16 protein-coding genes are annotated in these 23,275 nt (G+C 66.6%); 6 read left to right on the forward strand and 10 right to left on the reverse strand.

The features are described from left to right. The first annotated feature begins 155 nt into the window (after positions 1-155). Positions 156-2,546 carry a hypothetical protein gene (locus ACTWQF_RS35635; RefSeq protein ID WP_443283919.1) on the forward strand — a complete coding sequence of 797 codons (2,391 nt, stop codon included), beginning with the start codon at positions 156-158 and terminating at the stop codon, positions 2,544-2,546. Positions 2,547-2,873: 327 nt separating this feature from the next. On the opposite strand, the gene ACTWQF_RS35640 is transcribed toward ACTWQF_RS35635, so the two are convergent. Genes ACTWQF_RS35640 through ACTWQF_RS35680 form a run of 9 tightly spaced genes read right to left on the reverse strand, consistent with a single transcriptional unit; the run spans position 2,874 to position 16,826 of the window. After that, positions 2,874-7,715, reverse strand: a complete 4,842-nt coding sequence (locus ACTWQF_RS35640; RefSeq protein WP_443283920.1) for a hypothetical protein — start codon at positions 7,713-7,715, stop codon at positions 2,874-2,876. Between the two features lie 49 nt (positions 7,716-7,764). Further along, positions 7,765-8,322 (reverse strand): hypothetical protein, encoded by a 558-nt coding sequence (locus ACTWQF_RS35645; protein ID WP_443283921.1) that lies wholly within the window; start codon positions 8,320-8,322, stop codon positions 7,765-7,767. After that, a complete protein-coding gene (locus ACTWQF_RS35650; RefSeq protein ID WP_443283922.1) occupies positions 8,315-10,051 on the reverse strand; it encodes a type IV secretory system conjugative DNA transfer family protein in 1,737 nt (578 codons plus the stop codon). Before ACTWQF_RS35650 ends, ACTWQF_RS35645 begins: the two co-directional genes overlap by 8 nt. Further along, positions 10,051-11,607, reverse strand: coding sequence for a type VI secretion protein (locus tag ACTWQF_RS35655; RefSeq protein WP_443283923.1), 1,557 nt, complete (start codon positions 11,605-11,607; stop codon positions 10,051-10,053). The genes ACTWQF_RS35650 and ACTWQF_RS35655 overlap by 1 nt, the downstream gene beginning before the upstream one ends. After that, positions 11,607-13,136, reverse strand: a complete 1,530-nt coding sequence (locus ACTWQF_RS35660; RefSeq protein ID WP_443283924.1) for an SCO6880 family protein — start codon at positions 13,134-13,136, stop codon at positions 11,607-11,609. Before ACTWQF_RS35660 ends, ACTWQF_RS35655 begins: the two co-directional genes overlap by 1 nt. A 3-nt stretch (positions 13,137-13,139) precedes the next feature. Beyond that, positions 13,140-14,912, reverse strand: a complete 1,773-nt coding sequence (locus ACTWQF_RS35665) for a hypothetical protein (RefSeq protein ID WP_443283925.1) — start codon at positions 14,910-14,912, stop codon at positions 13,140-13,142. Positions 14,913-14,964: 52 nt separating this feature from the next. Next, positions 14,965-15,720: a hypothetical protein gene (locus ACTWQF_RS35670; protein WP_443283926.1), complete on the reverse strand. Its 756-nt coding sequence runs from the start codon at positions 15,718-15,720 to the stop codon at positions 14,965-14,967. 6 nt (positions 15,721-15,726) lie between these two features. After that, positions 15,727-16,044, reverse strand: coding sequence for a hypothetical protein (locus ACTWQF_RS35675; protein WP_443283927.1), 318 nt, complete (start codon positions 16,042-16,044; stop codon positions 15,727-15,729). Then, complete coding sequence (locus ACTWQF_RS35680; RefSeq protein ID WP_443283928.1) at positions 16,041-16,826, reverse strand: hypothetical protein; 786 nt, start codon at positions 16,824-16,826, stop codon at positions 16,041-16,043. The genes ACTWQF_RS35675 and ACTWQF_RS35680 overlap by 4 nt, the downstream gene beginning before the upstream one ends. 641 nt (positions 16,827-17,467) lie before the next feature. Here ACTWQF_RS35680 and ACTWQF_RS35685 point away from each other — a divergent pair. The 3 genes from ACTWQF_RS35685 to ACTWQF_RS35695 all read left to right on the forward strand — a co-directional run bounded on the left by ACTWQF_RS35685 (position 17,468) and on the right by ACTWQF_RS35695 (position 19,560). Then, on the forward strand, positions 17,468-18,361 hold the full coding sequence (locus tag ACTWQF_RS35685; RefSeq protein ID WP_443283929.1) for a peptidoglycan DD-metalloendopeptidase family protein: 894 nt from the start codon (positions 17,468-17,470) through the stop codon (positions 18,359-18,361). Beyond that, on the forward strand, positions 18,358-18,984 hold the full coding sequence (locus tag ACTWQF_RS35690; RefSeq protein WP_443283930.1) for a hypothetical protein: 627 nt from the start codon (positions 18,358-18,360) through the stop codon (positions 18,982-18,984). The genes ACTWQF_RS35685 and ACTWQF_RS35690 overlap by 4 nt, the downstream gene beginning before the upstream one ends. Positions 18,985-19,284: 300 nt before the next feature. After that, the gene (locus tag ACTWQF_RS35695) at positions 19,285-19,560 is read left to right on the forward strand and encodes a hypothetical protein (protein ID WP_443283931.1); all 276 of its coding nucleotides are present in this window, start codon (positions 19,285-19,287) and stop codon (positions 19,558-19,560) included. A 763-nt stretch (positions 19,561-20,323) separates the two neighbouring features. Here the strand turns inward: ACTWQF_RS35695 and ACTWQF_RS35700 are convergent. After that, complete coding sequence (locus tag ACTWQF_RS35700; RefSeq protein WP_443283932.1) at positions 20,324-20,872, reverse strand: DUF4262 domain-containing protein; 549 nt, start codon at positions 20,870-20,872, stop codon at positions 20,324-20,326. Positions 20,873-21,350: 478 nt separating this feature from the next. Here ACTWQF_RS35700 and ACTWQF_RS35705 point away from each other — a divergent pair, with 478 nt between their 5' ends. Together ACTWQF_RS35705 and ACTWQF_RS35710 are read left to right on the forward strand one after the other, a co-directional pair. Beyond that, positions 21,351-21,956 carry a hypothetical protein gene (locus ACTWQF_RS35705; RefSeq protein WP_443283933.1) on the forward strand — a complete coding sequence of 202 codons (606 nt, stop codon included), beginning with the start codon at positions 21,351-21,353 and terminating at the stop codon, positions 21,954-21,956. A gap of 639 nt (positions 21,957-22,595) precedes the next feature. Next, on the forward strand, positions 22,596-23,066 hold the full coding sequence (locus tag ACTWQF_RS35710) for a hypothetical protein (RefSeq protein WP_443283934.1): 471 nt from the start codon (positions 22,596-22,598) through the stop codon (positions 23,064-23,066). Positions 23,067-23,275: the final 209 nt, after the last annotated feature.

Consider the following 23,275-nt stretch of genomic DNA (forward strand, 5'->3'; position numbering starts at 1 on the left):
CGGACGCGCCCGTGGGCGTCAGCACTGTGGCCTCCGCGGACACCACCTTGGACAGCGACTTGGCCGCGGTCCGCAACACAGGGGAGAGGGGCGGGCTCGAGTCGGCGGTGGGCCGGGCCGTCCCCGACGACGATGGCTGGTCGCGGGTATACGACTTGGACTATGACCTGGACGGGCCCTCGGGCGACAGCGCGACAGCCCCTGCGGACGCCGCTCCGGGAGACGAGGCAGGCACGGGGCGCGCGAATGCGGGGGATGCGGGCGAGCCCGAGTCGGCGAGCGGCGCCGAGGCAGCCGCGGACGGCAACGACGGGTCGAAAGCATCCCCAGACGGGCTCCTGGGCGATGTCGGGCCGGAGTCGCAGGACGGCGCGCGCACCGGCGCGGCCGGTACCTCGCCGGGTGGCGCGGGGGCAGCCGACGGCAGCGAGGCCGCTACTCCCGAGGGCTACGATTCCGCGCAGCATCTGCAGGATGAGAGGCGGCTGTTGCAGATGCTGTGGCGTAACCCCGACCTGGTTGCCGAGGCCATGAGGATGGACCTCACTCCCCTCCACTTCCTCGGCAGGTACCAGCGCATCTCCGCGGCAATGTGGGCGACCCATGACGACGTGGCCTTGCACGAAGTGGACGCACCTGAGAAGCGCAGGCAAGCGGCGCGCAGCTGGCTGGGTGGGGAAAACGTGGAGGGTGCACTCGGCGACGACATCGCATCCTCTGCCGACGTGAGCTTCGAAGGCGCGGTCAACGCGGTCCTCCGGAACGACCGGGAAAGGCTCAGGCTCACCTCCGAGTCCCGGGGAAATGCGCAAACCGCCGTCGACGAGAACGATGACTGGATGCTCGGCGAGGACGATGAGAGGAACAGGCCCGAGTCGATAGAGGGCGCGAGGAGCTGGGACGCCAGCGAGCGTGAGCGGTGGCAGTCTTTGTCCCCGGAAGACAGGGAGCGGTGGTACGACGACCTGGGCGGGCCCTCGGGCGACAGCGCGGCAGCCTCAGCGGACACTGCCCCGGAAGGCGGGGCGGACACGGCCCTCCGGAACGAAGCGGAAAGGAACGTAGCCAGGTCCCGGGGCGACACGCAAGCTTTCGTCGACGAGATCGACGAGACACTCCGGATGCACGACGAGAAACTCCGGAAGTACGACGCAAGTACCGCGGATGGGGCCAGTGCCGGGCCCCCCACGCCCCGCAGCGGGGACGCGGCCGAGGGCTCCCTGGAGGCCGCGGGGGATGCTGTCGACAGTGCGCTTTCGGGGCCGGGGCAGCCGTCTTATCCGCCGTTCCAGATCGCGCCGACCGAGGAGGATCCCCGGCCGGTTCTGGTCGTCGTCGCCGGTGCCAAGGGAAGCGGTGCTGATGCGATCCGCAGCTTGGCGGAGAAGCAGCTCGGTGAGGGCAATTTCGTCACCCTCGGTGACAAGCCGCTGGAACCGGCCCAGCACTTGGAGGCTGCCAAGCAGGCCATCGCTTCCGGGAGCAATACCATCCTGCTCACGGACGGCCGTGATCCGAAGGCACTGGCCGAGGACATGAAGGGCTTCGCCGAGGCCGGCTTCCGCCTCCATTTCGCAGCCGCGGCGACGCAGGACCCCCTGTGCGCCCTCAACAACCTCGCAGCCAAGATCGATCCCCGCTTCTCGGAGATGGAGACCCTCGCCACGGGGCACAAGCTGGCGGAGGGCGCCAGCCGCGCCGTAGCGCTCGGTGCCGAGATGCATGTTTTCGAGGCGGACGAGCGCGGCTGGGTCAGCTCCGCGCCGCTGCAGCCCGGTGAGCGGGCGGATCGGCGGATCGAGACCGCGTGCAAGGCGAAACTGAGCGACGAGATGTCGCTGCGGTCGCTTGCGAGGCTCGCCCGGCTCGCCGCCTCGACCAAGGACCGGGCCCACCACGACGAGATCCGGCAAGTCACCGCAGACGTCCTCCGGGCCAGCTCGGACAAAGCAGCAGAGTCCTGGGGCGGGGTGGTCGGTGCGGCCATCGACATCCACCCCCGGTCCGTGCGCTTCAGTTGGTCCAAGGGCTTCGACTTGTCCGCCTTCAACAGCCAGTCCGAGAACTCGGACTCGCCTTGGCACGTGGACGGCCGGGTCCGCCCCGACAGCTCGCTGAAACTCACCCCTTCCGAGGATCTGGAAGCCATGCTGATGGTCCGTCTGCGCAGCGTCGGCAAGGCGGTCCAGGAGCGCGAGTTTCTCCGGCAAGAACTCAATGATCATCTTCAGCAGGGCCCCGGCAAGACTGCGGAAGAGAAGAGGGATTACGAAGCACAAACAAAGAAGCTTCAAAACCTGCAGGCCGGCGCACAGGACTACGTGAAATTCCACGGTGAATCCGTGCAGACCGTCCTAGCCGATTTCCAGCGTCGCGCCAAGCTCTCTCCGGGAAAGCTCAAGTCCCAGGAGAAGAAGGCGCAGGAGCACAAGGCGAGCCTGGCGCGTACTGGCATCGGGTACGGACTGAAGCCCGCACAAGCCCCACAGCAGATGACGCAGCCGAAGCAGCCGAAGCAGCGGACCATGGCCGGCACCAGGAGCTGAGTCACGTGCCGGATGCGGGCGGGGGCTGCATCCGGCACGGCCGCGTCACGCTCATGGCCTTGTGAAAAGGCTGGTATCAACTCCCGCTTAGTAAGTTCTGGGCGCATCCCAAGTCGCCCGCGGCGGGTGGTGATCAAGCTCGTATCGATCGATCATTTTCCGTTCGGAACCCGGAAAGCGCGGCTCCATAGATTGTGCCCGCCAGCCGGGAAGCAGCGGCTCCGCTTCGTTCACTGAGGGGGCGACGCCGAGCAGGTACGCTGCCCGGCTGATCGCCACGTCGAAACGGCCTCTGCCCCCGGCCGGCGACATCGAGCACGGGCCGGATCAGCGCCTGGCCGCGAACCTCGGACGCCCCTGCTGAGCCGGCCCCGGCGCAGGCCCCGGTCCCGGACCGTGCGCCGTCTTCGGCGCGGCGGGTGCCTGTCGCTGCCGCGCCCCTGGAGTGTGCTGTGCGGAGCTTTGGCTTTGCGACTGGCTTTGCCCCCACTTCTTCGCCCGGCTCGCCACCGGGTCTTCCGGTATGAGCGACTTCGGAAAGCTGTCCCCCTGGGCCAGTCGAACGGCGAACTGGGGCGCACCCTCCGCCAACGACCGGAGCTTTTCGTTGCACTCCCTGATGTTGGGGTACTGGGCTTCGAATTCGGGCGAGGAATACTTCTCCAGCACCAAATTCGCCGCCTTGCCGACATCGATCATTCTGTCGGCCGCCGTCCAGTCGTCGTGAGGGACCGGAGACCGCCGGTCCCAGGCGTCAACGAGTTGCTGCACGAGGGGATCCCGATGGTTGGCCCCTTGGTTGGGGTTGAGCAACCACTCGCCCCAGTCGGTGTTTTTGAAGGCGGCCCACCGTTTATCCATCTCCGTCTCGCCAGCCTTCCTCCCCCTTACTGTTTCGTAGGCACGTGCGTTCAGAAATTTTTCCTCCGGCACGGTGCGGGCCAGACGCACCGCGTGCACAGTGCGGGCCAGAAGCGCCGCGTGATTGAAGCTGGCATCGGCCAGAGAGTAGAGATTTTTGACGCTATCGATGTCCTTCTGCGAGATAGGGATAGTCCTGCGAGAGGCCATAGCGTCATGGCGGAGCTGATCTGCGAGATTGTTGGCCCGGAGCGCGATCTGGCCGTACCGCTCTGCTGCCTCCCGGAGTCCTAGCTGCCTGTCGGCGGAAGGACGGTTGTCGCACGCAGCTTTGAGTTTCTTGAGGTCCTCGTTCTTGGCCTGCTCGAGTTCCTGGCGCTTATCGGTGACGCCCCACTGATCGATTAGTTTGTCGATGGCCAGGGACGCCTTCTCGATCCTTGCCAGGGTTTCCCTCCACTCGGCTTTATTCCTGGCCCCCCCTCTGTACGGTCCGTAACCATGAATGAGGCGCGGTGGTTGCTGCCTTTGAGTTTGCTTCCGCCCCGGCGGCAGCGGCTGGTCTCGTGGCACTTGCTGCTGTAGTGCTGCCCGCCGCACTGTCACAGGACCTGGCGGGCGCCATGTGTCCGATTGGCGTTGCGAGCGCGTTGGGTTGGGCTGTCCTGTCCCAGACTGTGTATCAACCTCCTTCTGTCGTCCCCCACGTAGTGCACGCACCGCTTCATCTTGTTTACGCTTCGCTTCACGTTGTTCACGGTTCGCTCTACCTTGGTCACGCTTCAACTTACGCTCGGCGCCCGCCTTCTCGTGCTTGGTCTTCGGCGGTTGCGGGACCCGTGCAGGATCGTAGAGGCTCGGTTCCCTCGGGAGGACGGATAGCGAAATGGGCGCCATGTTCAGCCGCGTGGCACTTTCGGTCCCGAGGGCCACGGCTTGGCGGAGCATGGCCTTTTCTTCTTCCGGGAAGTGGGCTGTGGCCAGGGCCCTTACCTCTTCCGAGGAATAGGGCAGCGCTCCGGGAAGTGCCTCGCCTGCCGAGTTCCAGTCCAGCACTTCCCGCGCGGCCTTCGCGACCCTGAGCGCTGCGTAACTGGCCCCGTACTGGTCGAATTCGCTGTACTGGTCAAATTCGTTCGACCCGCTGGCGATATTTCTATCGATGGAGAACTGCATCTGCGCATTTATGGCATTGATCAGTTCGGCCACCGGCTCCGGCTTGTCCTGGAGCGACATCATCTGCTGGCCCATCGAGCTGTCTTTCTGCCATGCGAAGAGCAGCCCGACCAATTCGTGGTGGGCCAGCAGTGCGTCGCCCTGCGTTGCGTAGGGGTCTGCGTCCGGCTTGTTTCCGGGCGGAAGAGTGCGCGAAAGGCGTGATCCGTGTTCCTCGAGGGCTTTGCCGATCTCGTGGAGCAATTCAATGTTCTCGGGTGAGTACGGGTCGGGAGAGCCCTCGTCGATATAGCGGGGCTTCTCCGCGAGCTTGTGGGCTCCCTCCACAAGTCTGTAGGCGCGGTTCGCCATATCGAAGTACCAGTGTGCACCCTGATTGGCCTGGTTGACCCATTTCGAGAGATCCTCAGGGCGATTCTGCACGAGGGCGGAGTAAAGCCCGAATTGCGCTTCGCCGAACCCTTGCATCAGGTCGACAGGGCGGTTCTCCCACTCAGCCAAGAATTCCGAGAGCTGATCCGGCACTTCAAGGTCTTCGTGATCTTTCAGTTTCAAGTCTTTGCGGAGCTGCTCTGCAAGGTCTTTGCCGAACTGCTCTACCATGCCGGTCTGTTGCCATGGCTCGAATGCCTTGACGACGCGTTCGGCGCCCTCGTTGATCGCCTGCTGGATGAGGGCCCCGTCTGCCGGTTCCCGTATCGCCCCCTCGTGCGGCCCGTATCCGGGGTAGCGTTCTTCCGCTGTTTCCGCGATCTCAGCAGGCCTCGGGGATTGCGGAGCCAACGCTGCGGCGTTCGCGGCAACCTGGCGGACCGTTGGTTTTTCCGGGACGATGGATGAGGAAACGGGTGCTTGGTGCAGCCGCGAGGCGTTATTGGTCGCGAGGTCCACCGCTCGGCGGAGCAGATCCCTTTCCTTATCCGTGGTGCGGTTCTCGTCCAGCACCGCCTGCGCGGCCATGGCGATCTTGATTACGTCGTAGCTGGCGCCGTTCTGGTCATAGTCGTACGCCCCCCACCTGTCGTGCTGGGATCCGTCATCCCGCCCGTCATATTCGACCGTATCGCCTCCGCGTGTCTCGAAGTCGGCCTTGTTCTCCCCGGAGGCCGGCAAACGCCCATACTCTCTGGGTGTCGCACTCTCGGCCTTTTTCTCCCCGAGAGAGAACGGCATCTGCGCCCTCATGGCATTGATCAGCTCGTCCACCGCCGCGCTCCGGTGGGGAACTGTCACCTGGACCCACTTGTTGTCCTGCAATTCGAAGCCCGCCCATTCGACGAGCAGCCCTCTCAGCTCCTCGCGGGCCAACCGCGCATCGTGCGGCGTTGCGAAGGGCTTGGCATCCGGATTGTTTCCGGGGGGCAGGGTGCGAGCCAGGTGCGAGGCGTGTTCGTTGAGGGAGCTGCCGAAATCGATGAGCGATTGGATGTTCTCGGGCGAGTAGGGGTCGGGAGAGCCCTGTTTGATCTCGCGGGGCTTCTTCGCGAGTTTGTCGGCCTCCTCCGCGAGTTTGTAGGCATGGTCCGCCATGTTGAAGTACCAGAGCGCGCCCCTCCTGGCCTGGCCGACCCATTCCGCGAGATCCGTGGGACGGTTCTGCTCCAGGGCAGAAGAGAGCAAGTCCTGTGCCTCGCCGAGTCCTTGCATCAGGTCGGCAGGGCGGTTCTCCCACTCGGTCAAGAACGCTGAGAGCTGATCCGGCAGGTCTTTGCGGAGCTGCTGTTCCATGCCGGTCTGTTGCCATGGCTCGAGTGCCTTGACGACGCGTTCGGCGCCCTCGTTGATCGCCTGCTGGATGAGGGCCCCGTCTGCCGGTTCCCGTATCGCCCCTCCGTGCGGCCCGTATCCGGGGTAGCGCTTGTGCGGCGCTGTCTCAATTGTCAGCGCATCCGCGGTGGGAATGGGCAGATCCTCCGTGGAGCGCAGGCTGTATCCCGCCGCTATGTGGCTGAGTTTCTCCAGCGCGTTGACAGCCTTGTCGGTCTGCTCGTCCTCGCGCCTCTCCTGCTGCGACAGACGGTCGCGTTCCTTGCTCAGTTGACGGGTGAGTTCGTGGGCGTAACGGGCGACAGCCGCGCTGGTTTCCTTCTCGACGTAGGCCCACCACTCCTGCCATGCCGGTTCACCCTGGATGCGGTCTTCCCAGACGTCTGCCAGGATCGACTGGACGGTGGTCTGCAACCGCTCCTTCAGCTTGTGGGTGTGTTCGAGCTTTTCAAACAGCTTATTGCCTTGCAGAACGTCGGCGTGCTTCTCGAGGACGTCCCCCAGGGCGGTGCCCAATTCGGCCCTTGCCGGCCGCTCATTGGTTTCGAACAACTGGCCTTCGTCGACCACTTTCGCGATGGTGCATGCCGTCGCCAGGTCTGAATAGAGTCGGTCCCACTTGTTTCTGCGCCGGCGCAATTCGCCTTCGAGGCTGTTATGGGCCTTGGCCGCCACCTCCTGGGACTCCCACATGTCCACCGCTTGCTGATTCGCCAGCTTGCTCTGTGGTGGTTTCTTCTGCTGTCGTGCCGGGTGGCTCCGGAACTGCCGTCGGCTTCGTGATGGTTCCTGCGCCGTCAGGCTGTACCCCGCGGCGTGACTCACCTCCTTCAGCGCCTCGGCGAGTGGCTCGACGGCCTGTTTGTGTTCTTCCTCTTTCGTCAGCTCGCCGAACATTGCGCGGGAGAGACGGGCAAAGGTGGCGTCGCGTTCCCCTGCGGTGTAGGAAAGCAGCTTCTGCCAGTCCTCTTTTTGCTTGCCCTCCATTTTCGGGGTATCGGCCAGCTCGCGGAGTGCGAACTCCCATTTGAAATGCGCCGAGCGGGCCTGCTTCCACTCCTTCCACAACGGATTGGGGAGCAGGTGGGCGAGCTGCGGATTTTCGCGTAGGTCGTTGACGTGCTTTACGACTTTGCCCAGGGCATCGGTGAGAGCCTCTTTGTCGGGTGGCTCGTCAGCAGGGGGAGACTTGGCGGGCTCACCGAGCTCCCGTGCACTGTTCCATGTCTTTTCCAGGTCCGAGAGCGGATCGCGCAGCAGCTTCCGTACGCGTGCCTGCGTGGAGGGCTTCTCGAATTGGTCACAGACATCATTCAGCATCTGGATGATGTCTGCCTGCACGGCTGCCACAGCCTGCTCTGTCATTTAGAAACTCCTCGAAATACGTGTCAAAAGGGAGCCCACAGAGCCCCGTTCAGAACCCCGCTGCCTGCCGCAGTGCCTCAGCCTCGGCAGGGTGGGTGCCGTCGGCGGTGCCGAAGTCGGAGGTGGTCAGGTAGTCCTCGAAGGCTTCTTCGGCTTCGGGGCGGGGGGCCGGGCGCGGCGGGGGGTCGTGGTGGGTGCCGTTGGCGCAGCTGGCGACCTGGAGATGGGGGAGGAAGCCGTGGAGGGTGGAGATCCATTCGGCTTCGGCGAGGTCGCGGCCGGGGGTGGGCTGGCAGTAGGAGCGGACCCAGGCCGCGTACAGGGCGGTGAGGTGTTCGCGGACCGGGGGGTGGCGGTACCAGCACTGGGGGATGTTGTTGTGCAGTTCGAAGGTGCGGCGCAACCACTCGACCCATTCGGCCAATTCCCGCATTTTGGTGCGTCGTTCGGCCGGTGTCATGGCCGGCCAGACCCAGCCGTAGGAGGCGGCCTCTTCTTCGTCGTCCAGCTCGGGGAGGTCGGGCCACAGGGAAGACGGGTCCTCCAGGCTGTCGCCGAAGCTGCTGTCCAGGCTCTCGCCCAGACCTTCCGTCGCGTACTCAGACATCAGCGGCCTCCAGAGTGGTCGTGCCGGCCGGCGGGTTGTTCTCGGTGTTCTTCTCCAGTGATATCCCGGCCTTCTCGGGAGCGGCCAGCAGTTTCTTCAGGTCCTTGTCGCGGAAGGTCAGCCGCATTTTCACCTTGACCGGCGGCAGGTTGGTGTACTGCGCGATCGCGGTGAACTTGGGCAGCTGCTGGAGCTCATGGACCGGGGCCAGGTCGACCTCGGCGATGGACATCTGAGTCGAGTGGTCGCCGCCGCGCCCGCGGGTGGTGGATTCGCGGCGGACTTCGGTGCGTCCGTACAGGCCGTTGAAGTAGCGCAGGGTCTCCAGGTCACCGCAGCCGGGCAGCAGCATGCGCATTCCGGAGGCGGACAGCACGGTGTTGGCCTTCTGCTGGCCGAGGCTCTCGCGCAGCTGGGACAGGTCGTGCCAGACGGTCAGCAGGCTGATGCCCATACCGCGGCCGGTGGTGAGGATGTTGGGCAGCCGCGGGTAGCGCAGCATGTTGCCGGCCTCGTCGACCATCACGCCCAGGGCCGGGTCGAGGGCGATGCCGGTGGAGTTGTAGCGGGCCTCGGCGCCGTGGATGATCGAGGCGACCAGCGAGGTCAGCAGCGGGGCGAAGCGCTCGGCGTCGGCCTCGGAGGCGATCAGGCACACGGTGCCGTTTTGGTCCAGCAGTTCCTCGACGGTGAAGTCAGTCTTGGAGCTGGTCTCGCGTACTTCCTCATCCGCGTAGACCCGGGCCAGGACGTTGAGGGTGAACTGGATGGAGCCGATGCCGTCCTCGTGCAGCCGCAGCCAGGGGGAGGCGTAGTCGTCGGCCGTCTCCTGGAAGTCGTGGGCCAGCAGCACGGCGCGTACGTGATCGACGGCGTCCTTGCCCAGCGACAGCCAGCGGCGCATGTCGTTGACTCCGCCGCCGTTGAGGTGGGAGGCCAGCAGCACGCCCTTGAGGACGTTGCGGGCCTGGTCGACCCACGGGGCTGCGCGTTTGTCGTTGCCGGAGGAGGAGGCTTCGGCCATCCAGGCGGCCATCCGCTCGGCGGACTTGGCGTCGGTGCAGTAGTCGATGGGGGACCAGTGGTTGGTCTCGCGGCCGGGGATGCCGGCGGGCGCGATGACCCAGACCGGGCCCAGCGCGCGGCGGCGGGCGTAGATGACGTCCAGGTCGGCGGCCTTGGTGGTGGTGACGACCAACGGGCCCTGCCACTCCGCCGCGTTGGGCAGTACCAGTCCGGTCGTCTTGCTGCTGCCGGGGACACCGAAGACAGTGGCGGAGATGTTCGGCTCGGTGGCGACCAGCTTGTTGGTGGCCTGGCCGCGGCCCGCGGTGATCCGCCCGGACCGCTTGACCGGGTCCTCCGGCGCGGTCAGCTCCTTCTCGGTCTTGCCGCCACCCCACTGGGCGCCGCCGGTGTGGTTGAAGCGCACCATGGAGACCAGCTTGATCACCAGCAGCATCAGCCCCGTCATCAGCAGCACGAAGAGCAGATAGAAGAGCCAGGCCGGCGGGGCGGGGCTGAAGGCGGACCCGGGGCCTTGGACCAGGGCGCTCAGCACCGTGGGGACGACCCCCGAGGTGCGGTCGGCCCATCCCAGTCCGACCAGCGTCGCGGCCAACGGGGCGGCCAGCAGGACCGATACGCCCACCATGGCCGACAGGCCCGCCGCGTAGACGGCCAGGACGGTGCCGTCGGACAGGTCTCCTGTGCCCGATCGCTGGGACATCACATCACCATCCGTTCGTCGGTCTCGAAGAGCTGCTGCTCGATCTGGGAGAGCATCAGCTGCACCGCATGCCCGCTGCCGCGGCCCACTTTCCACAGGGCCCGGCCGCGCTGCCCCGCTCCCCAGGAGGCGATCAGGTCACACTCGGCGTCGGTGAGGCCGATCGCCTCACGGGTGAGTTTCAGGGGGGCCGTGTCCTGGGCGAGCTGGATGCGGGTCTCGCAGCTGGCAATCAAGTCCTTGGCGATGGCCACCGCCTCGGAGCCGGCAGAGCCGACCGCCTCGAAGTCGGAGAGCCGGTGGGTGGCCAGGACCTGGATGGTGCCGGTCGCCCGGCTCAGCCGCAGGTCCGCGTCGATCTTGCGGACCATGGCCGAGCCGCCGCTGCGCAGCTGACGCCACAGCTCGTCGCGGACGACCAGCCAAGGGCGGTTGCCGGGGCGGTCGATGGCGCTCTGCGCCCAGGAGGAGACACAGGTGAGCACCATGGCGATGGTGTCGTCTCCGTACGACTCCAGGGCGGAGACGTCGACCGACTGAATGGGGGCGTCCCAGTCCAGGCCGATCGAGGTCTCCTTGTCGAACAGCCCTGCCAGATGGCCGGTGATCATGCCGCCGAGGGCGGCGCGCAGCGAGGCCATCTGTTCGCGGGCGAGCTGCACGTCGTTGCCGCGGACCCGCATCTCGCCGGCCATCTGGGTGGTGGGGTCCTTCAGCTTTTCGTAGACCAGCGGAAGGGTCGGTATCCGCAGGTGGTCCCCGCCGTACAGCTCGCCGGTCACCTCCCGTACGGCGACATCCAGGCACTCTTCCTCCTGCGGGGTCAGGTTCCGCCGGAGCTGGAGTTCCAGCAGCGCCTTGAGCAGCGTCAGGCGGCGACGGTGGATCTCCTGGAGCCGGGACTTGTACGTCTCGCGGTCGGTCGTCTTTTCCAGTTCGTAGCCGAGCGGGCCCGCGTCCAGCGGGTTGAGCCGTCCGGGCATGCCGGGGCCGAGCCGGACGGGCTCGACCCCCAAGTGGCGGCTCAGCTGTGCGTATTCGCCCTTGACGTCACCCGCTATCAGCGTGCGGTGACCGAGCGCCATCATGCGGAAGGCCAGCGCTTTGATGTGCGCGCTCTTCCCGGAGCCGGGGATGCCCGTGATCATCACGTTGGGGTTGGTGCACAGCCCCTCGCTGACCCATGCGGTCGGGTGGGCGCTGAACGCCTGCTGGGTGAGGGTGTTCCAGCCGACGTAGACCCCGATCGAGGGCAGCGAAGCCCCGTGCAGGAAGGGATAGATGCCGCTGGCCTGCGAGGTGTCCGAGCGGAAGACCTCCGCTTTGTTGATCGAGGCGGCCCGCCCGGCGAGGGGCTGGCTCCAGCCTTTGCGCGGGGCGACCCGCATCGCGGCTGCCGGGTCCTCCAGCAGCCGGGTGCGGCGCTGTTCGCGGGCGCTGAGCTGCGGGGTCCGGGCCGGGGCGTCGGTCTGCCCGCCGGGGGCGAACAGGTCCGCGACGGCCTCGGCCTTGAGCAGCGAGTCGCCCTTCAGATCGCGGCGGCGGAAGAGGCCCATCAGATGCCCACCCGCCTCTCCGGCAGCCCCTGGGCGAGCGGCAGCGCGGAGGCGACGAACGCGTCGTCCTGCGCGCCCCACACCCGCCGCAGCTCCAGCCCGGCGGCCGAGGCGTCCGCCTGGAGATCGGCGCAGGCAATCTCCAGCTCGTCCACGTCGACGACGGTGACCGCGACCAGCGCGGTGAGCCGCACCACGCCGTGGCCCGCTGCGCGGGCCATGTCCTGGGCGCGCGCGGTCATCGCCTCGCGCCGCTCGTCCTCGCTCTCCGACCGGCCGGTCTTGGCCCGCAGCCCGCGCGCCGCGTCCCGCTTGGTCTTTTCCCTGGCCAGTTCCTTGCGGGCCTTGGCCGGGCCGATCGGCTCGTAGACGAGCGACAGCGAGCGGCGGGCGTTCGCCCGGGGCCGCAGCAGCGGCTGGAGGAACGTCGCGTACACCTCGCTCTGCGGGAAGCCGCGCACCTGGTAGCTGACAGTCCAGGCGCCGTCGTGCCGGTAGACGCCCCACTGGGTCTCGGCCGCCGCCGGGCCGGCAACCTCCGGGGCGACGCCGCGGGGGGTGCCCTCCCATCCGGGAACGGTGGACGCCGCCTCGTTGCGCTCGGCGAGCAGCACATGCGCTTCCGGGTCGTAGGCGGTACGGATCGTCTGCGCCACCCCGCGCGGGGTGAGCCACTCTTTGACCTGGAGCCCCGCGCTGCTCAGCGCGGGTTGCATGGCGTTGAGTTCGCGCACCAGCACGGCGGCGGCGCCGCGCTGTCCGCCGCCCGCGCCCTTGATCGCCAGCCGGGCGCGGAACGCGGAGAGGGTCACGGCCAGATACGTCTCCCGGATGGTGGCCGCAGGGCCGGCGCCCGCCATCAACTGGTCCAGGGCCTCCACCGCGGGGGCCGGGGCGTCCTGGGAGATGTGCCGCTCCGTCCAGGAGCGCAGCGCGGCGCCGTCGTCCGGGAGGGAGCGCTGGTGGACGCCGATCCGGGTGATGACGCCGTCCTCCTTACAGTGGCTTCGCAGTACGGCGGCCCAGGCGCCGACCCTGGTGTTCTGCCGCTCGGTGTCGACGAGCGCCAGCCCGGGGTGGGTCAGGCGGCAGACGGCGGTGTAGGTGTTGTCGACGGGGTTGTGCATGATGCCCAGTTGCCCGCCGAGGCCGTCGGGGGCCTCCAGCAGATGCAGCCGGGCCAGGGTGCCCGGCAGATCCATGGGCTGGTCCCCGTCCTGGGTACGGGGGGCGAAGATGCCGGAGAAGAACAGGTTTCTGTTGGTGGCCACGGCGATCTGGTGCCTTACTGCGAGGACGATCCACTGGTCGGCCGTCAGCCCCAGCACGCGTCCGTACGCGAGCAGCAGGAGCACGGCCGCCACCGGAAGGGCGAAGAATGCGCTGGAGAAGGACTGGCTGTAGAGCGGGATCAGGGCGATCACGGACGCCGCGGCGACCAGCGTGAATCCGGGGCCGCTGAGATTGCCGATGAACCCGCTGCGTTCCGACTGCCAACCGCCGTAGGTGGCAGGCTCGGTGGTCGTCACGGATCAGTCCCCTTCCGGATTCTGGGGTTGGGGTGCGGGCGGCGTGGGCCGCGGGCCTTCCAACGGGGAGGGACTCTGCTCTTGCATGGGGGCCGGTGCGGGTGGGGGAGCCGCTTCCTCCGACCCTCCCCTTCCACTCTTGTCCCGGTCGGGGGTGACGGTGTGGCGCCCGCCCTGGGCCGCGTGGTCGAGACCGGCATGGGCGGCGACGTTCCCTGCGGTGCTCTCCAGCACGTCCTTGCCCATGGCGGCAACCTGCATGCCCATGCCGACGGTTCCCTTGGATGCCTTGAGCGCTCCCTTGGCGTTCGCCTTGAAACCGGCACCCTGTTGGAATTGGGACCCCATGAGCTTCTTGGCCCAGGAAGAGCCTCCACCGCCGCCGCCCGCACCGCTCTCGTTCTCGGACTCCAGGGCCTGGGTGAAGCCGCTGCCCCCACCGGACGATCCCGCACCGCTCTGACCCGACGTCGGCTGGCCGAAGTAGCTGGAGACCGAGGAGCCGATCGAGCTGAGCATGCCCGAGGCGGCACTCGAGCCGGTGCCGACGGTGGTGAACGTCATGAACTTCGCCAGGGTCGGCCAGGCGAAGCAGGCCAGCAGGAAAATCAGCAGGCCGACAATGACGTTGCCGGTGCCATCGCTGTACTCGATCGAGGAAAAGCCGATGCAGAAGCACAGGACGATCACAGGCTTCATGAGGATCAGCGAGATCAGCGCATTGCGGGCCTTGGGCCACCACTCGTTCGTCGCGTCAGCGACCTGCCCCGCCAGGGCGAGGGGCATCACGATGAGCAGGATCATGATTCCTGCCTGCCGGATTTGCATCTCGAGCCACAGGGCGGCGATCGCTAGGATGCACAGGATGCCGACGACGATGACGAAGCCGATGGCGCTGGGCACGAAACCGGTGCCGGTCCACAGCGCGCCGGCCCCGGCCGTTACCGCACCGCTGCCACCGATCAGGCCGGAGAACGCCCCCGTCAGCTGTGCCTTCATCGCGGCGCTGGCGTCCTTACCCGAGCCTTCCCCATCGTTGAAGGTGTAGTTGATCATGGCCGTGCTGAAGGTGTCCGACCAGTTGAGGGCGACCTGGGTCGCCGTTACGTAGACGGCCAGGATCACCCCCCACTTGGCCAGGCCGGTGATCGCGGTGACCGCCGGGGCGGCCTTCTGTGTCACGGCCAGTTTTCCGAACTGGATGAGCAGCAGGAACGTGGCCACCAGGGCGGATATCGCCGTCATGACGCCCATCATCGGGCCGATTCCGGTCTTCGACAGGGTGATGACGGAGGTCTTGTTGAAGATGTTGGCGAACTGTTTGACGAGCCATACGACGCCGTTCCCGATGGCGCCGGCGGCCTCCTGGAGCGCATTCGACGCGGCCTCGGAGATCTTCCCGGCAGTCCACTGTTCGAGCAGCGACTTCTGGTCGTCGAGGTCCGCGACCATGCACTTGTCGATGCTGCCATGTTTCCGTATGCAATCGGCCAGGAAGCGCTTGGTGCTTTGGTAGTTCGAATCCTCGGTGCTGACTCCCTCCTCCTTCAGGTACCTGGCAGCCTTGCGCTCGGCCGGGTCGTCGGCTTTCTTGTTGCGGCAGGGCCCGCCGGGAACCTCACAGTCCTGAGGCCAGCGGCAGTTGTCTTCCCCGACAATGCAGTATTGGTTGTTTTCGGTGTTGACGCCGATGGTGCGGCCGGCCGCACGCTCTTTCAGTTCCTTGGGGACGGGGTCCCCCGGCATGGTCTCCGCGTAGGCGGGCGTGGCCAGCACCGCCAGTGCGACGAGGACGGCGCCCAGCAGGGCGCCCAGTCGGGCGAGTGTTCTAGACATTGGTGACCTCCCGCCAACCGTCCTCGAACGCGGCGAAGCTGTCCGGGTCATAGCTGCGCGGTTCTGGCAGCTTCCGCTCCCACTCCGGTGCCTGGGTGACCTTCCAGTCGCCGTCGCGCCAGGTCACGATCAGGTAGTCCTGCTGGTCTTTGAGGGGGCCGCCGGATTCCTTGTCGGGGATGGTGGCGTAGCGGTCGAAGTTCATCCACACCCCGATGACGTTTCCCTGGGAGTCGAGGCTGCGGGCTTGGACAGCCTTGACCTGGGTGGTGAAGGTGATTTCGTTCGGAGGCCCCCCGGAGGGTGGCAGCCCCACTGATTCACGCAGCTTGCGGACGCTGGAGACCATGTCGCGCACCACCGGGTCCGAGGGGCTGACGGCGATGGTTCGCAGCTGCCGCTCGGCGGCTTGGTCGTCGATGTAGCTCAGATCCGTCCAGTACGAGACTGCCGCCGAGGTGGCGCCGACCGCGGTGTGGGGGAAGTCGATGCCGATGCCGTTCTTCGCAGACCGCGGCTTCACTATCCGTGCGGAACGGGCGGTTGCAGGGGTGTACCTCTTCCCGCCGGGAGCCGGACCGTTCGCCTTGCTGCGCCCCGCGGAGGGCTTTGTCCGCGGGGCGGAGGAGGCGCTGTCCCCGGCGCTGTTGACGGCCAGGACACCGCCGCCGACCACGAGGGCGGCGACTGCGACGCCCAGCGCAATCAGACGCAGCCAGGCACGCCGGGCCTTGGACCGGTAATCCATGAACGCTCAGCCCTTGCCCTGCGACAGCCTGAAGAAGGTCCACACCAGGCTGTAGGTCAGTCCGATCCCCATGCCGGATATCAGGCTCCACACGACCGCCTGCTTCCCCCGGGCCGCCAGACCGCCGCGTTCGCTGTTGTGCCCGATCGCCACGCACGCCCAGCCGGAGAGGCCCCCCAGGACCGCCATGGCCAGGCCGACACCGGCCGTCCAGCTCAGAATCTTTCCGGTGGGGCCCGAGAGGGGCCCGGGCAACTTCGGGTTGAAGCCGGGGATCGGGTTCTTTGCGGCGAGGAAGTTAAGCGTTTCCATCATCTGGCTCATGCGGGGACCTTTCCGGAAGCGACGTGGGGGCTGGAGGACAAAGGTGCAGGCACAGGGGGCGCCGGAAGCGGATCGCCCCACACCTGGTGGGCGGAGGCGAGAACTGCTCGTGCGAGGTCGTTGCCGGCCGCGAGAGTCTTCGGCCTGATGCGATGTGCGTCACTCATCCCGTATGTGCGGATGTGTGGATCGTACGGAATGGTGACCACGGCGTAGACATGGGAGCGGAGCATTGCTGCGGCGGCCCGGACGGGGGAGGGCAGGCGGCCCTCCGTGGTCTTGGCCAGGGCGATGACCATCCGCTGCAGTGGCAGCCCCTCTGCTACAGCTGCTTTCACTGCGAGTTGGAGGGCCAGTACGCCCGGCCCGGTGGCCGCCGTGCAGAGAACGGGAATGCAGAACGGCAGCGCGCACCAGGCGGCCGTCTGTCCGGCGTGCCCGGCGCACCGGGTCGCGATGACGTCGTGGGCCATGGCGTTGCCGGTGTCGGCGACGGCAACCTGCCAGCCGCCGGCTGCTGCGAGTTGGTGCCAGGCGGCAGGGTCATCAGGCAGCTGCAACGGGGGGCTGCTCCACTTCTGATGGTCGGTCAGTACGTGCCAGGAGCGGCCTTCCGGTGCCGGGCACCGCGCGGCAGCGTCCTGGATGCGCTGCCGGGAGGCGGGCTGGTCCGGAGGGATGGACGCCAGTCCCGTGCCGGGCTCTGCGGCCCAGTACGGCCACGGAGAGGCCGCTCGCGGAACGGTGTCCAGGACGACTGAGGGCGCGGTGGAGGCGGACACCGCAGCCAGCAGGCCGGCTGTGGTGGAACGGCCACTTCCGCCCGCATTGCCCAACACGGGTATGAGCAGACGAGCGTGCGCCGGGAGTGGCTTCGGAGCTGACGATCTCTTGGACAACTTACTCCCCGGGAATTGCAGTCGCGCCCAACCACTCTATTAGGAGAACCCGCTGAGGTGGCATCAATAGCGGTGGCAGTGACGTCTGTCCACCATTCCATGGTTCCACCCGCTGGCTGGATAGTTCCAGGCGTTGAACTCCCGACGGCAACATGGGGGATTTGTGTTGGTTAAGCAGTGTTTGCTGTAACGGGAGCAGTGACTGCTCTGTAACGAATCCCCCCGGGATAGCCACCCGAAACGGATGTGAGAATGTGGGCGGCTCGAACCCGTGGTCTTCGATGCTTCCTGGCGACGGATGTGCATCATGCGGTGCCCGGGGTACTGCCCAACCGCTCAAGGGGGATGACCGTTTGAGTTTCGTTCGCACTACGCAAAGTGTCGGCGCCGGAGTAGTCGCGTTCGTCCTTGCTCTGGCGTTCGGGGTCTTTCTCCTTGTGGGGACGGCTGAGGGCGGCGAAGGGGGGAGCGCGAGCAGCGGAGCTGAGTCGGGGTCAGGTTCTTTGAAAGTCGGGAAGGGTGGCGTGCCGGCCCAGTACGCGAGCCTCATCAAGAAAGCAGCCGCGGGTTGCAAGGCAGGTCTGCCGGCGGGTGTTCTGGCCGCCCAGCTGAAGCAGGAGTCAGGCTTCCAGGCCGACCCGGGGAAGAGCTCCGCCGGCGCGCTGGGCATAGCCCAGTTCATGCCGGACACCTGGTACGGCGTGAACGGCGACCCGGGCGCCGGCGTGGACGGCAACAATGACGGCAAGAAGGACCCTCTCGACCCGGAGGACGCGATACCGGCGCAGGGCCAGATGATGTGCAAGCTGCTGACGTCGGCGAAGAAGCACCCCGACTACGACGGCAGCCCCATCGAACTGGCCCTTGCGGGTTACAACGCCGGCTGGCACCGGGTGGAGCAGTACCGCGGGGTGCCCCCCAAGTCGTTCGCGAAGGGCGAGACCTACAACTACGTGAAGATCATCATGTCCAACGTCGCCTCGCTCACCGGCCCCGACGGTAAGTTGTCCACCTCCGGGTGGACCCGGCCCGTGGAAGGCGCGCTCGGAACCCCCTACCACCAGCGCGGCGGCGCCTGGTCCAGCGGCATGCACACGGGCATCGACTTCACCGTCCCGACGGGGACACCCGTCAAAGCCGCCGGACCCGGCACCGTGCAGACGGCCGGCCAGGGCGGTGCGTACGGCAACCAGGTCGTCATCAGGCACCAGGACGGCACCTACAGCCAGTACGCCCACCTCTCCAAGATCTCCGTCTCCGCCGGCAAGCACGTCAAGGGAGGGCAGAAGATCGGCCTCTCCGGCAACACGGGCAACACTTCCGGCCCGCACCTGCACTTCGAGATCCGCACCGGCCCGGAGTACGGCTCGGACATCAACCCCGTCCCCTTCCTGCGCGAGCGTGGGGTGAAGCTGTGACGGGAGAACCGCAGTTCGCCCCCTGGGGGATCGTTTCCGCGCAGTTCTGGGCCGACGACCAAGCCGCCACCTCAGTCGCCGGAGAGCTGCCGGGCAAGCAGCCTCACGCCTACCCCGTGCTCACCACCACAGGGGCGAACACGGGTGCTGAGACGGAACAGCCTCCGCCACCCCCGGAGGAGTACCGGGAGCGAGTCGCCGCCATCACCGCGACGTTTGCGCCGCCCCACGACGCCCAGCGCCTGGCATGGGCCGCCATCCAGGCCGAACGTCTGGACCAGGAAGCCACCGCGACCTACGGCCCCACACACACCCACACCATCAGCATCCGGGAACTACGCGGCTGGATCGCCCGGCTGCAGGGTGACCCAGAAGCGGCAACCCGCTGGGACCTGCACGTAATCCAGCTCCAAGGAACAGCGTGGGGCATGCACCACACGATCACCCGTGCCAGCGCCCAGCGTGCGATACGGCACTGGACCGAAATCACCGACCCCGCCGCCCGGCTCGCCCTCAGCAAGCAACTCCAGGGCATGCTCATCGCAGTCACCGGCGAGAACAGCCGCCTCAGCCGGCACGTGCGAAAACTGGTACGCAAAGCTCAGGACGCCGCCGCCCCATGAACGCGCACCACGCACGCCTGACGCGGCAGCCGCCGACAGCTGTTACTGACTTGTGCCCCTTCGTCCTGGCTTCTGGCATTCCCCTCTTGCAACACTCTTCACACTAGCCACGTGCGCCTCAACTACCCCTGTTGCGAGCACAGTTGGGCTAGCAGGAGTTTCGGGGCCGGCGCATCAGCAAACAGCGAGAGCAACGCCGCTGAAGACTCCGTAAAGGGAGAACAGCGCGCTCGCGCAAAGCAGCGACGTTCCGCGCGGCCCCCTCTACCACCATGCACACCAGCAGGAGAAGGAACGACAATGACGTCCTTTCGGCACCTGACATGGGCAGACCTTGATCAGCTCACACGTGCAGAACTGACCCCACTGGTCGCCCAGGAAAGCGCCTACTGGGAGCGACTGGCTGAGAAGGAGATGGATGAGCAGGAGGCAGTCGCCTACCTGGAGTTCCTGCAAATCGTGGCCGCAGTCTATGACGCCTGGGGCCTTGCCACCCATATGAGCAACCTCATCAACGGACGCGACGACGGCTACATGAACGAAGCGCCGGGCCGCAGCCTGCTGGAACCTCAATGACAGACCACGAAGCGCGCAGAGGCGGCTACCCCGCTCCCGGTCATCGGAGAACACGCCGACCGTGGCGGTGTGGCTGACTCCCTGAGGAGAAGCCCCGTACGTCCATGCTTGCTCTGCTGGTTGTGCTGCTGCTGGTCGGGCCTGTTGCTCGCCGACGCGCTCGGTTACGCCGCCTACCGCCGCCCCGCGCTCCAGCAGCCGCTGACAGTCGCTCTGACCGTTTCCACCTGGTGGCAGGGGCCTCGGTCGGGCCGTGGAGACCTGCGTCGCTGCCCACCGCGAGTCCCTGCGCACCCACCACCCAGGCCGCCGAACGCCGACATGCTGCCGGGCGACCCGGGGCCTCCCGCCCCGGACCCTGACGGTCGGCGGGCCAGCGCAAGAGGGCCGCACACCCCCTGGTCCACGCACTGCTCGCACAGGGCCACTCGCGCCGGGCGATCGCCCGGCACCTGGGCTGGGGCCTCCTTAACACCGTGCTGCGATACGCACACGCCGCGCACTGGCAGGACACCCTCCGCGAAAACCGGCCCCGGCCCAGCAGGCTGGACCCTACAAGCCCTACCTGGAACGTCGGTTCGCCGCGGGATGCACGAAAGCTCCGGCGACACCGAAGGCGCAGTGCCGCGGCAAGAAGACCAAAAGGCAACTCCACGGGCGAGCCGGCTTCGAGCCACTCCGCAAGATGATCCTGCTCCAGTAACCCCTACGGCCACGTCCGGATGTAGGCAACAGAATCCCAGCCGTCTGACGTCGTCAGGCATCAGAGTTCAGCGGTCCAGATGCCGACAGGGTGCTGGTTCGGCGGCAGCCATAGCTGAGGCTGTGACTCCCGGTGCCTCCGCATCGCCTGTCCATCCCATTGGAAGCGGCCCTCCACGTCGGGCCACGTAACTTGCAGGACAGGAAAAGGAGGCCGCCGGTAGAACCCGATGGCCCGCCCAAAGAAGATCCGGTACCAGCGCAGGTCGATGTCTCTGAGCACGACTTGATAGCCACCGACAACGCCTTGAAGCACCTGGCCGGCGCCCAGGACGGCGCCAGAAGCGGCCATGTCTCCGAATGTGTTGAGCACGCGGTGCATGGCGTGCACGTCGAGCCCGAACACGGCCATCTCAGGTGCGCCATGAGTGTGCGAGAGGCCGATTGTGTAGGCAAAGCCCGGGCCTACCTCGTCCTCGGGAACCATGACAACGTGCCAGCCGCGTCGCCGCACATTCTCGGTGATCGCCAGCTCTACCCGGTCTGCCTCGTCACGATCACCGTAGTCGTGGCAGAGGACACAACGGCACTCGAATGGACCACCAGACATCCGGAGGCTACGGGGAGGGACAGCACGCGGGACGAGCCACCGGGGCAGGTAGCCACTCCTCACAATCGAACCCGCAGTGACCCTCCGCGACCGCTCCCCCAGACCTGTGCGGGTTTCTTTGGGGGCGGTGTGCTGGGGCGCGCTAATTCCGCTCTCACGCTACGTACCTGATCCCGAGTCAAAGAAAAGGCCCCCGGAACGGTGCGGGGGAGTGGCCCCGGACCCAAAACCGACGACGCGCGGCTTGGAGCGCCTCTTGCAAGAGCGTGCGCAGCTGCGGCAGGGGCCGACGATCGCCCGCGCTGACGAATCCACGCCTCTCTCAAGGCAGGACGCCCTCAGCTGTCGTCCGGATGGTCTGTAAAGCTGTCGCTGTAACTGGTGGTCCCATCCCGCCGGACCGCCAACCACGCACGAGGTCGTCAGGCTGCAGTCGGTCCCGGCTGGCGGGACTCGATAAGAATGGGGAACGGAGCGGATGGAGCACACAGGTGCCATAGAGGTGCATCGGATATTCATGGTGGACTCCGACACGGAGGCACCCTGGTTTCCCATGCCTCTGGGGGAAGAACACGACGACTGGCGCAAGGACTGGGCCGAAGAGTGTGCCAGGGCGATGCTGCTCACGCACGGAGACCGGCCGAAGCGGCGGAGAGTCAGGAAGCTACGGGACTGGCTCGTGGAGTTCTCCAAAATGTTCTCCTCGTTCCCAGCGCACTATGCGTTCCTCTTCGCTCCCAACCCCGGCACGGCGCCGCACCAGGCGTTCGCCGCTCTCGGCGCAAGCGAAGGCGACCGGCAGACGGAGCTCCGTACGATCGTGCGCGGCAACGCAAAGGAGTTGCTGGATCCGTTCGAGCCGGAGCTCTTCCCGGGTGGGCGGCTCGGTGAAGGAATGCGCGCCGTGAACCGCTGGAAAGACGAGGAAGCTGGGCCGATGATCTCCGTCCGATATGGCTGGCGAGTGGAGGAGTCCGCGGTCGATGTGGCCTTCTACGTCATCGGGGACGACATGGATTTCATGACCGCGCATCTCGATGACTTCGACGCATACGCCCGCAGTCTGTACCTGAGGGAGCTGTGAACGAGAAGAGCTGACCGAAGGCGCACTCCTGACCAGCGAGATCGGCCAGTTCGGCACCGATGACGGGCCGCGTCGTTTTGGCGGTGGTTGGCCGCGTGGGTGTCAGTGAGTTTTGTTGCTGTTCAGGTGCGGGGTAGTGCCGACGTTGTTGCGGTTTCCCTGCTGGACGTTTCTGCGATTTTGTCGCCGTCGGTTTGGTGCACTGTCTGTAAGGGGCCGGGCTGTGGTGCCCGGGGGCCTCCGGGGAGTTCCGTCTCAAATGAACTGGTTCCCGCCTCAAGGTGCTCTGGTCCCGTTTCTTGCAGCCTCAAGTGATCTGGCTCACAGAGACGTTTGATGTGGGATGGGAGCGCCCCGCTCATTACGGCGCCTCTTCCCTCATCCCTTGGTCGCACTGCTCCATCGACCTCCGGCGGAGCCGGTTCAACCAGCAGAGCGATCCTCGGCGCCCCCCTGGCCGGGATCGTCATTACCGAACAGGTCAGCCCCGGCCCACGGAACCGAGGACCAAGCATGCAGCCGCCCCGGCACACCCAAGAACCCACTGATACCCGTCCCAAACGACTTCGCGCTGCATGGCGGGCCGCCCACCACCCCGTCTCCGGAGTATCCCGACGGATACAACTCACCGCCTGCGCCGTGCCGTTCACCGTCCTACCTGCCGGCATCTGGCGGCTTCCGGCCGCATTCGAGGAGGGGATCGGCCTCGGCGAGCGGGCGTACGTCGTTTCCCTGTCAATCTTTTCCGAAGTCCTCGCCTTCACCGCGATCGGCCTGATCGCCCGCTGGGGTGAGGTGTTCCCAGGCTGGACCCCGTTCCTGCGCGGCCGCCGGGTCCCGATGATGGCAGCGGTCATCCCAGCAGCCATCGGAGCCGCAATCCTCATACTCGTATTCACCCTCCTGTTCATCATCTCCGAGATCAGGGGCACCACGATCCAAGGCGACGACCTGCCAGCCGGCTCCCCGACTCTGGCCACCGGCTGGGAGGCTGCCTGGTACTACGTCTGCTATGCCCCGCTGGCCTTGTGGGGCCCTTTGCTGGCCGTACTGACCGTCGCTTACTGGAAGCGCCGTCGCACGGCTGAGAACGCGCCTGCGGCGGCGTGAGCGGCGAAACAAAGGATCACCACCGACACTCGCCCCTGGGATCAAGAACCCGCGGGCGAACACCGCCGAGAAACAGCCCCAGTGTGGCGTAGCTCTGTGTTTGCTTATTGATCTTGGTTGTGGCCTGCTGTTGCTCAGTTGTACTGAGCGGTGTGTCTGTCCCGTTGGGGAGGTTCACGCGAGGACGGGGGTCGATGATGGGTGGAATG

Source organism: Streptomyces sp. 8N114 (genome assembly GCF_052245835.1).
In the GTDB taxonomy this organism is placed as follows: Bacteria; Actinomycetota; Actinomycetes; order Streptomycetales; family Streptomycetaceae; genus Streptomyces.

Excerpts from the sequence above, each read along its gene's own strand:
- ACTWQF_RS35655 (WP_443283923.1), bottom strand. The coding sequence starts at position 11,607 with ATGGGCCTCTTCCGCCGCCGCGATCTGAAGGGCGACTCGCTGCTCAAG.
- ACTWQF_RS35670 (WP_443283926.1), bottom strand. The coding sequence starts at position 15,720 with ATGGATTACCGGTCCAAGGCCCGGCGTGCCTGGCTGCGTCTGATTGCG.
- ACTWQF_RS35695 (WP_443283931.1), top strand. The coding sequence starts at position 19,285 with ATGACGTCCTTTCGGCACCTGACATGGGCAGACCTTGATCAGCTCACA.
- ACTWQF_RS35645 (WP_443283921.1), bottom strand. The coding sequence starts at position 8,322 with ATGTCTGAGTACGCGACGGAAGGTCTGGGCGAGAGCCTGGACAGCAGC.
- ACTWQF_RS35640 (WP_443283920.1), bottom strand. The coding sequence starts at position 7,715 with ATGACAGAGCAGGCTGTGGCAGCCGTGCAGGCAGACATCATCCAGATG.
- ACTWQF_RS35675 (WP_443283927.1), bottom strand. The coding sequence starts at position 16,044 with ATGAGCCAGATGATGGAAACGCTTAACTTCCTCGCCGCAAAGAACCCG.
- ACTWQF_RS35700 (WP_443283932.1), bottom strand. The coding sequence starts at position 20,872 with ATGTCTGGTGGTCCATTCGAGTGCCGTTGTGTCCTCTGCCACGACTAC.
- ACTWQF_RS35650 (WP_443283922.1), bottom strand. The coding sequence starts at position 10,051 with ATGTCCCAGCGATCGGGCACAGGAGACCTGTCCGACGGCACCGTCCTG.
- ACTWQF_RS35705 (WP_443283933.1), top strand. The coding sequence starts at position 21,351 with ATGGAGCACACAGGTGCCATAGAGGTGCATCGGATATTCATGGTGGAC.